Here is a 7988-nt window from a genome sequence, read left to right on the forward strand (position 1 = left end):
GCGGCTCCCATGGACCACAACGCGCTGAAGCACCCGCGGATCGCGGGGATCGTCGACGCCCTCGCCACCCCCGGACTCGTCCTCAGACTCCGTGACCTGATGCCTCCCGTCCGCCCGAAACTCGGACCGCTCCCCGGAGTCCGGGAGCGGCGCGATGCCGCCGCCCGGCCCGGCGCCATCCCCTCGGGCCTTCGCGATCTGGTAGCTGCCCGCTGGACAGCAGCCTCTCCCGCTCCGCGCAGTGATCCCACGTCCGCCGGGCAGGTCCTTCCCACGGGATGCCACGTCCGGGGGCGGGACCGAACGGCGAGCGCGGGAGCCTTGTCAGCGGACGACGTCGAAGACGTTCTTCTGCAGGCCGTTGGCGTAGACTTCGTGCTCGACCAGCTTCAGCTTCTGGGTGTCCTTGTCCGTGGCGCTGAACAGACGCTTGCCCGCGCCGAGCAGGAGCGGGAAGACGAGCAGGTGGTAACGGTCGATCAGGCCGGCATCCGAGAGGGCCTGGTTCAGGGCGGCGCTGCCGTGGACGATGATCGGGCCGCCCTCGGTCTCCTTCAAGGCGGCGACCTCGTCGAGCGAGCGCAGGAGCGTGGTCTCGCCCCAGTTCGACACCAGGTCGTCCTCGGTGAGGGTGGTGGAGACGACGTACTTCGGCATCACCTTGTAGTCGGCGAAATCTTCCATGTCCGGCCACACCGGGCTGAACGCCTGGTAGCTGACCCGGCCCATCAGCATCGCGGTGGCTTCCTTCTGCTCCCGGCCCTTGATGTCGAATGCCTCGGGGAGGAACTCGACGTCCTTGAAGGTCCACCCCGAGTTCCGGTAACCGGGCTCGCCGCCCGGGGCCTCCACGACGCCGTCGAGCGAGACGAAGGCGGTGCTGATCAGAGTACGCATCTAAGGTTCCTCGGTATCTCGTGTCTGATTCTGGGCAGGTTCGGTCAGTGCACGCTTCGACCACACTCGCGGCTGCAGCGCACCACCATGACCTCTGACTGCGGATCACGGAGAAACTCATCGGCCGTTGCCCGCCCCTCCCGGCGTCCTGGCCATCTGGATCACCTCGGGAAGCCACGTTGGCACGCCGAGCGCGACCACCCCGTCACCCACCTGCCCCACCTGGCATGCGCGCTCCTGCCCGGTGCCCGTACGTTCCCCCTTGCCCGGCCCGACAGGACGGCAGGGCTCGGCGGTCCCGCGCTCCGATCGCACGCCGCGTGGGACCGCCACCTCACAGACGCCGCCATACGCGCACCGCCGCAAGAACGGCGCTGTCACGTTGTTGGGCGTGTGAGTGTCTGATGGCGCGTCGGGGGGTGGTGGGCTTGCGGTCCGGTCCTGTTCAGGCCGTGGTGGGCCGGCGGCGCCGGTGAGCTGGTCCCAGATCGCGAAGCGGGGGGTCGTCTCGGCGCGGTAACCGTGCGCGCTCATCAGGTGGCGGCGGGGCCGGAAGTGGGGTGAGATGCCGCTGAACGCGGCCAGGAACCGCTGGGCTCCGCCGACGCTACGGAAGCCCATGACAGCGGGCTGGCGGGCAGCCTCATTGATCGTCGCCGCGTATGAGTTTGACGAGAAGTTCGGTGTCGTGAAGGTCGGAGAGCACAGTTTCCGCACCAGCGTCCCGGAGCGCCGCCTCGTCGCTGCGCCCCGAGGCGACTGCAATCACCCGAACACCGTTGGTGTGCGCGCCTTCGACGTCGGCTGGGGTGTCGCCGATCAGTACGGCGGCCGCGGCCGCCGTACTGGCGCGCTGCAAGCTGAGGCGGACTAGTTCGGCGCGTACATCGTGGTCCTCGCCGTAGGCGCCGATGTCCCACACGATGTGCCGGTCGAGGCCGAAGACGGAGAGCTTGATCTCGGCAACGGGCCGGATGTTGCCCGTTACCGCAGTCTGCCGCACGCCGACGGCGTCCAGGGCGTCCAGAGCAGTGGCCGCGCCGGGCAGGGCATGACCGCGTTCCCGCAGGTCGGCAGCTCGGTGTAGATGCCCGTCGGTCAGTGCGTGGGCGAAGCGCTCAAAGTCGGCTCGGTCCGTGGTCAGCCCGTGGAGTTTGGCGGTCTCGCGGAAAATGACCGGCTCCGTGATGCCGTCGATCCTGGCCTGCTGCTGCATGGGCTGACCGAGCGTCTGCTCGAAGGCAAAGGCGGACAGTTCGCGTCCCACGCCGCGGGTGTCGATCAGCGTGTGGTCGATGTCCCACAGGACCAGCCTCGCCATGTGCCCTCCCCAACTTCCCACTGCTACAGGGTCACAACGGTCACACGAACGTGTGCGGAGCATGCACGCACTCGTGCTTTCGGTTCTACGCTGACGGTACGAGGACCGCGCGGAGAAGGGGGTCGACGGTGCCGGCTTCGCAACTGCCGATCGGCCGCAACGTGCGGTACTACCGGCGCCGGGATGGCCGGACTATCACCGCGGTCGCCGGGCTGTGCGGCATCACCGAGCGCTACCTGGAGATGATCGAGGCCAGCAGCAAGGTGCCGTCGGCCGACGTGCTGGCCCGGCTGGCCGCCGAGCTCGGCGTGCCGGTCGCCGCCCTGTTCACCGAGGCGCCGGTCGACGAACCGGCAACGCCGGTGAGCACCGCACCCGCCATCGCCCGCGCGCTCATGAGCTACGCGACACCCGCAAGCGCCACCGTCCTCGGTCCGGCCCAGCTGCGTGAACGGGTGGAAAGCGCGTGGCGGACCTGGCAGTCCTCCAAGAACCGCTTCACCGAGATCGCCGACGTCCTGCCCGCGCTGATCACGGACGTCGAGCACGCCGTACGCGCCCACCGCAGCGGGGGTGACCCCGCCCCACGGCGCGAGATCCTGCGGGTGGCCGCCGACCTGTACGGGTTGCTGCGCTCGTACTGCCGCAGAACGGGACGCCTCGACCTGTCACTCATGGTCGCCGACCGCGCCATCCGGGCCGCAGAGGACGCCGACGATCCCATCCGCATCGCCGTCGGCACCTGGAACATGGGCCATGTACTGCTCTCCCACACCGACCCGGGCGCGGTGGAAGAGGCCAAGGACATCGCGCTCCAGGCGGCTGGCCAGTTACGTCGAGAGGCCCTCGCGTCGCGAGAGGCGGCAGCTGTGGAAGGAGCGCTGGAACTGGTGGCGGTCGTCTCCGACGCACGGCGGCGCCGCTGGGCGGACGCCCGCCGGCGCCTGGCCGAGCGCGCCGACCCGCTGGCCAAGCGGGTCGATGAGGGCAACGTCGCCTGGACGGTATTCGGCCCGACCAACGTCGCCCTGCACGCCATCAGCGTCGAGATGCTCGCCGGTGACGCTGCCGAAGGGCTGCGCCTGGCCGATCAGGTCAACATCGGGCAACTTACCAGCCGAGAGCGGCAGTTCACGCACCAGTTGGAACTCGCCAGCTGCCACGCCCTGCGCCGCGACGACGCTGCCGTCCTGGTGCACCTGCTCGATCTGGAAGACCTCGCCCCGGAAGACCTGGTACGCAGCCCGTTCGCCCGCGACATGATCCTCCAACTGCAGCAGCGGATCAGGCCCGTCTTCCGCCGACAGGTCTCCGGCCTCATCGAACGGCTGGAACTTGCCTGACCACCGGACCCGAACTGCTGGTTCGCCCGAACTCACAGTTCGGGTTGACGGTCCGCAGCGGGTCTACGGTTGCGGAACAGCACCGCGACGACAAAGGACTCACCGTGTTCAACAACCGAGTTGAGACTGCGGCCGGCATGCGGATCGTACAAACCGGCATGAGGTGGGACGTCGTCAAGATGTGCCGGTCCCTCGGCCTCCAGGCGATCGAGCACATCGAGCAACCGGGCGCCGTCGCCGTCGATCCCCATTCGCCGGAGCCGATGCTGTACTTCTTCGTCCCCGCGGGCACCCTCGCCAACTGGAACGTCCCCGACACCACGGCCCTGAACAGCACCGAATGCACCACCCACGTGGTGCTCCCGCCGGGTTACCGCGAAGCTCCTCCCGGCCCCTACTGGCTGCTGTCGCCCTCGTGCGGCCTGACTCCGATCGCCACGCTCCGCCGTGCGCTGGAGATGACCCTCCACCGTCCCGACACCCACCCTCCTATTCGGATCGACACCGCCGCGATGCGCGCCGACGCCGCACAACTCATCGGTGACGATGCCGAACTCCCGGAAAGCACGGTCCTGCCACAGCTCGTCCAGCGGTTACGCGGTCACCTCATGGTCCTGGTCCCCCACGCCGAAGACCGGATGCGGTCTCTCGCCCGCACCGCAGAGCCACGCCTGGTCGCTCAGGCGACCGTAGGCGAAGCCCGAAGGCGCCTGGACGCGGTCCCCGACCTCACCTTCATCAGCGAGATCAAGCACGCACAGGCCTTGGCACGCTCGGTCGAGACCCTGTGCCGCCATGCGGAAACCCCCATGCCCACGGTGGCGCAGGAGCGGTCCGCCCCCGAAGTCGGCGTGGTCCAGCAGTGACGGTGCCGCTGAACCACGCGCCGCAGGCCTCAGCGGCGGATGTGCACCCATACCTGCACGGTTCCTCCGGCCGCAGCCGCACTGGCTCCAAGTCGGAACCCAACCGGAATCTGTGGGTCGTGCTCGAATCCAAGAAGCTGGACATGGAGAAGCAACTCCGGGAAGCCTACGGCGACATAGTCCTGGAGACCGTCCGCGACGACGTGAAGGTTCCAGAGGCCTACACGGCTGGCCAGCCCGTAACCCCCTACAGCCCGACCGCCTCAGCCGCCAAGGCATACACGAAGATCGGTCGGCAGATGAAGCTGTACCGATGAGTGCTTTACGTCGTAAAGATGCCACAGACCGGCCCGCGGAGCCCCCTGCCTCCGAGGGCCAGCTCTTTACGACGTAAAGAGAGCGAGCCCGCAGCCGTACACTGACCGCGGACGAAGTGCACAAGCGATCACTATTCGCTGACGATCTGCAATAAGCCGTCCCCGGAACATCGCAACGCCTCGCATGGCGTGGGAGTGTGAGAGCTGCTCAGTTGTGAGGCTCGGATAGGGAGTGGGACGTGGCTGCGGGGAAGGGCGAGATACCCCAGCTGACCCGAGCGCATCGGGTCCTCGTGGGCGTAGTCGTGACCGGTGCCGTCATCATCGCCGGCATCGGGTTCGCGGGATCGTACGCGGCCGTCCGGGAACTCGCCCTCCAGAAGGGCTTCGGGAACTTCTCCTACGTGTTCCCCATCGGTATCGACGCCGGCATCTGCGTCTTGCTCGCCCTTGACCTGCTCCTCACCTGGATCCGTATCCCGTTCCCCCTCCTGCGTCAGACGGCCTGGCTGCTCACGGCGGCCACGATCGCCTTCAACGGCGCGGCGGCCTGGCCGGATCCACTGGGCGTGGGCATGCACTCGGTGATCCCGATCCTGTTCGTCGTCGCGGTCGAGGCGGCCCGGCACGCGATCGGCCGGATCGCGGACATCACGGCCGACAAGCACATGGAGGGTGTCCGTCTCACTCGCTGGCTCCTCTCGCCTGGGCCCACGTTCCTGCTGTGGCGCCGCATGAAGCTGTGGGAGCTTCGCTCCTACGACCAGGTCATCAAGCTGGAGCAGGAGCGGCTTGTCTACCAGGCCAGCCTCCGCTCCCGCTTCGGCCGCGCATGGCGGCGCAAGGCCCCCGTCGAAGCACTGATGCCTCTGCGGCTTGCCCGTTACGGCGTACCACTCGCGGAAACCGCGCCTGCCGGTCTCGCTGCCGCCGGCATCGACGAACCGCCGATCATCTTCACCGTCGAGCGGGTCCACGCTCCCGCCGCCCAGCCCGAAGACTCCGCGCTCAGGGCCACACCAGACCATGAGCCGGAGACAGCGGAACTAGCGATCACGGAGGCGGGGCCGGAGCAGGCTCCGGCCGCAGTGGCCGAGCGGCCCCGTGAACTGGAGAACTTCGCCGAGGATGACGCCGACCGGTTCGCTGGGGCCTACCAGGCGTTCCTCGCGCAGTTCCAGGTCAAGCCGACCGCCACGCAATGGGCCCTCTGGCTCCGCGACGCGTACGGCATCACCACGGCGGCAGGAAACCCGCTCTCCGAGCACCAGTTGCAGCCCCTCCTCCAGGTCCTCCAGGAGCGCTACGCGGCGCACACTGGGGAGCCAGTCGCCTCCGGCGAAGCGGAGCCGACTGGCGAACCGACCGACCAGTGGTACGACTACTTTTACAGTGCCTGGCTCACCTACGCGCAGGAGCGCGGCACCTACCCTGATGCCGCTACCCTCGCGGCATTCGTCTACGAGCGGGACACCATCACCGGCGACGGCGGCCAGCCCATTACCGGCGACGACCTGGCCGACTTCGTCAAGAGCTTCCAGGAGCGCCAGTCCAGCAGCAGCGGACCGGCAGCCGAGGAGTCAGCGACCGATCCCGCCGAACAGGCCGCAGACGAGCCTCTCGCACAGGAGGAACCCGAGACGACGTCTGCCGCTGCGGCTGCGCAGGCCGCCAAGGAGAAGCGCAGCGCCCGTGTGAACGCCGCCATCGACGACCCGCCGCCAGGACCGGAAGCCGCAACGGTGGAGCGCATTGTCCTCACCACGGTCGACCGCTACCACCTGGCGTGGATGGAGTACCAGACCGAGCACGGTGACGAACCGACAGCCGAGCAACTGTCCGCCTACCTTGCCGAGAAGGGCATGCACGGCCGCGGCGGAAGGCCGGTCAGCCCGTCAACCCTGCGCCGCTACTTCCTGCCCTCCCGGGTCTACAACGTTTGGGTCGAGTACCGGATGCGCAGCGAGGAACCCGCGGCGGACACTGTTGCGCAGCAATGCGCAGCTCGAGGAATCACCGCCCAGTACAACAAGCCTGTGACTACCGACTACATCACCGAGAACGCCGACGAATTCGAGAGGCGCTGGCAGGCTCTCACCCTCCACCACGCCGACGCGCAGCAGTAAGCCCGCGACCGCGCACTGGCTGAGCATCGGGCGTCCCATCAGGCCCACCAGTCTGCGCAATCGGCAAAAATGGGCTTGATCCGCTTTGACGGACATCCGAGATCAGGGGGCTGAGTCCCCGGAAGGATGTCCACCATGGAGAGCATGGGGAAGAAGAAGCCGCGTCCTCGCCGCTCGTTCACGCCGGAGTTCAAGGCCGAGATCGTCGAGCTGTGCCGACGCGGTGACCGCTCGGTCGGCCAGGTCGCCAAGGACTTCGACCTGACCGAGACCGCGGTGCGCGACCGGGTCAAGCAGGCCGAGGTCGACGCCGGCGAGCGCGACGGCCTGACCAGCAGCGAACGCGAGGAACTGACCCAACTGCGGCGGGAGAACCGCCGCCTGCGCGAGGACGTGGAGATCCTCAAGCGGGCTTTCTTCGCCAAGGAGACCCGGTGAACGTGCACCCGTTCATCGAGGCGGAGAAGCAGGCAGGCCACAGCGTCAAACGCGCCTGTGAACTGCTGAAGGTCTCCCGTGCCGCCTTCTATGCCCGCCCACCGGCGCCGTCGGCCCCCGGGCCGTGCAGGACGCGGAGCTGACCGAGCAGATCACCGCCGTCCACGCCCGGTCCCGAGGCACCTACGGGCCCCACGCATCCACGCCGTCCTGCAGCGCGAGGGCACGGCCTGCGGCCGCAGACGCATCGCCCAGCTGATGCGGGCCGCCGGACTCGCCGGCCAGCACCGCAGACGACGACACCGCACCACGACCCCCGACTGTGCCTGCTTCGCTGTCGGGGGCACCCACACCTGTCTGCGCGAGCTGCTTGACAACAAGCTCAGAGGTCGAGGAGGAAGGCGCGCAGGGCGGTGCCGATCTCGTGGGGCGAGTCCTCCTGGACGAAGTGGCTGCCGCGCACGGTGACCTCGCGCTGGTTCGGCCAGCTGCGGGCGAACTCCAGGGCGCTGCCCCGCAGCACGACGCCGGGGTCGCCGACCACCAGCAGCTTCGGCACCGGGCTCTGGGCGAGCCAGGCGCCGAAGGACTCGACGATCTCCACCACGTCCGCCGGGCTGCCGTCGATGGGCAGTTCGCGGGGCCACACCAGGGTCGGCATCCGGGACTCGGGGGTCGGG

At 68.5% G+C, this 7988-nt stretch carries 8 protein-coding genes and 3 pseudogenes; 7 read left to right on the forward strand and 4 right to left on the reverse strand.

Translation table 11 applies throughout. The features are described from left to right. Positions 1–324: 324 nt before the first annotated feature. From DIZ27_RS41030 to DIZ27_RS41040, 3 genes and pseudogenes are all read right to left on the reverse strand, one after another. Positions 325–897, reverse strand: coding sequence for a dihydrofolate reductase family protein (locus tag DIZ27_RS41030; protein WP_109383415.1), 573 nt, complete (start codon positions 895–897; stop codon positions 325–327). Positions 898–1350: 453 nt separating this feature from the next. Then, positions 1351–1533: pseudogene (locus tag DIZ27_RS48055) on the reverse strand (IS6 family transposase); the annotation flags it as partial. Between the two features lie 7 nt (positions 1534–1540). Further along, the gene (locus DIZ27_RS41040; protein ID WP_109383416.1) at positions 1541–2218 is read right to left on the reverse strand and encodes an HAD family hydrolase; all 678 of its coding nucleotides are present in this window, start codon (positions 2216–2218) and stop codon (positions 1541–1543) included. A gap of 128 nt (positions 2219–2346) precedes the next feature. Between DIZ27_RS41040 and DIZ27_RS41045 the strand changes: the two genes are divergently transcribed. The 7 genes and pseudogenes from DIZ27_RS41045 (at position 2347) to DIZ27_RS49075 (ending at position 7776) form a co-directional block, all read left to right on the forward strand. Next, complete coding sequence (locus tag DIZ27_RS41045) at positions 2347–3561, forward strand: helix-turn-helix domain-containing protein (protein WP_109383417.1); 1215 nt, start codon at positions 2347–2349, stop codon at positions 3559–3561. Between the two features lie 158 nt (positions 3562–3719). Continuing rightward, positions 3720–4427 carry a DUF6415 family natural product biosynthesis protein gene (locus tag DIZ27_RS41050; RefSeq protein WP_146229090.1) on the forward strand — a complete coding sequence of 236 codons (708 nt, stop codon included), beginning with the start codon at positions 3720–3722 and terminating at the stop codon, positions 4425–4427. 119 nt (positions 4428–4546) lie between these two features. Next, positions 4547–4744 (forward strand): ParA family protein, encoded by a 198-nt coding sequence (locus DIZ27_RS45370; protein WP_146229091.1) that lies wholly within the window; start codon positions 4547–4549, stop codon positions 4742–4744. A gap of 239 nt (positions 4745–4983) precedes the next feature. Beyond that, positions 4984–5692, forward strand: a pseudogene (locus DIZ27_RS41060) (DUF2637 domain-containing protein); the annotation flags it as partial. A 1313-nt stretch (positions 5693–7005) separates the two neighbouring features. After that, complete coding sequence (locus DIZ27_RS41065; RefSeq protein ID WP_181383949.1) at positions 7006–7308, forward strand: transposase; 303 nt, start codon at positions 7006–7008, stop codon at positions 7306–7308. Beyond that, positions 7305–7451, forward strand: a complete 147-nt coding sequence (locus DIZ27_RS46295) for a hypothetical protein (RefSeq protein WP_181383951.1) — start codon at positions 7305–7307, stop codon at positions 7449–7451. Before DIZ27_RS41065 ends, DIZ27_RS46295 begins: the two co-directional genes overlap by 4 nt. Beyond that, a complete protein-coding gene (locus tag DIZ27_RS49075) occupies positions 7399–7776 on the forward strand; it encodes an IS3 family transposase (protein ID WP_109383421.1) in 378 nt (125 codons plus the stop codon). The genes DIZ27_RS46295 and DIZ27_RS49075 overlap by 53 nt, the downstream gene beginning before the upstream one ends. On the opposite strand, the pseudogene DIZ27_RS46300 reads toward DIZ27_RS49075, so the two are convergent. Then, positions 7691–7988: pseudogene (locus DIZ27_RS46300) on the reverse strand (haloalkane dehalogenase); the annotation flags it as partial. The gene DIZ27_RS49075 and the pseudogene DIZ27_RS46300 overlap by 86 nt on opposite strands.

The organism is Streptomyces sp. NWU339 (assembly GCF_003143855.1).
In the GTDB taxonomy this organism is placed as follows: domain Bacteria; phylum Actinomycetota; class Actinomycetes; order Streptomycetales; family Streptomycetaceae; genus Streptomyces.

What these genes read in the sequence shown, in the direction of transcription:
- DIZ27_RS41030 (WP_109383415.1), bottom strand. Translation starts at nt 897, where the DNA reads ATGCGTACTCTGATCAGCACCGCCTTCGTCTCGCTCGACGGCGTCGTG.
- DIZ27_RS41040 (WP_109383416.1), bottom strand. Translation starts at nt 2,218, where the DNA reads ATGGCGAGGCTGGTCCTGTGGGACATCGACCACACGCTGATCGACACC.
- DIZ27_RS41050 (WP_146229090.1), top strand. Translation starts at nt 3,720, where the DNA reads ATGAGGTGGGACGTCGTCAAGATGTGCCGGTCCCTCGGCCTCCAGGCG.
- DIZ27_RS41065 (WP_181383949.1), top strand. Translation starts at nt 7,006, where the DNA reads ATGGAGAGCATGGGGAAGAAGAAGCCGCGTCCTCGCCGCTCGTTCACG.
- DIZ27_RS49075 (WP_109383421.1), top strand. Translation starts at nt 7,399, where the DNA reads ATGCCCGCCCACCGGCGCCGTCGGCCCCCGGGCCGTGCAGGACGCGGA.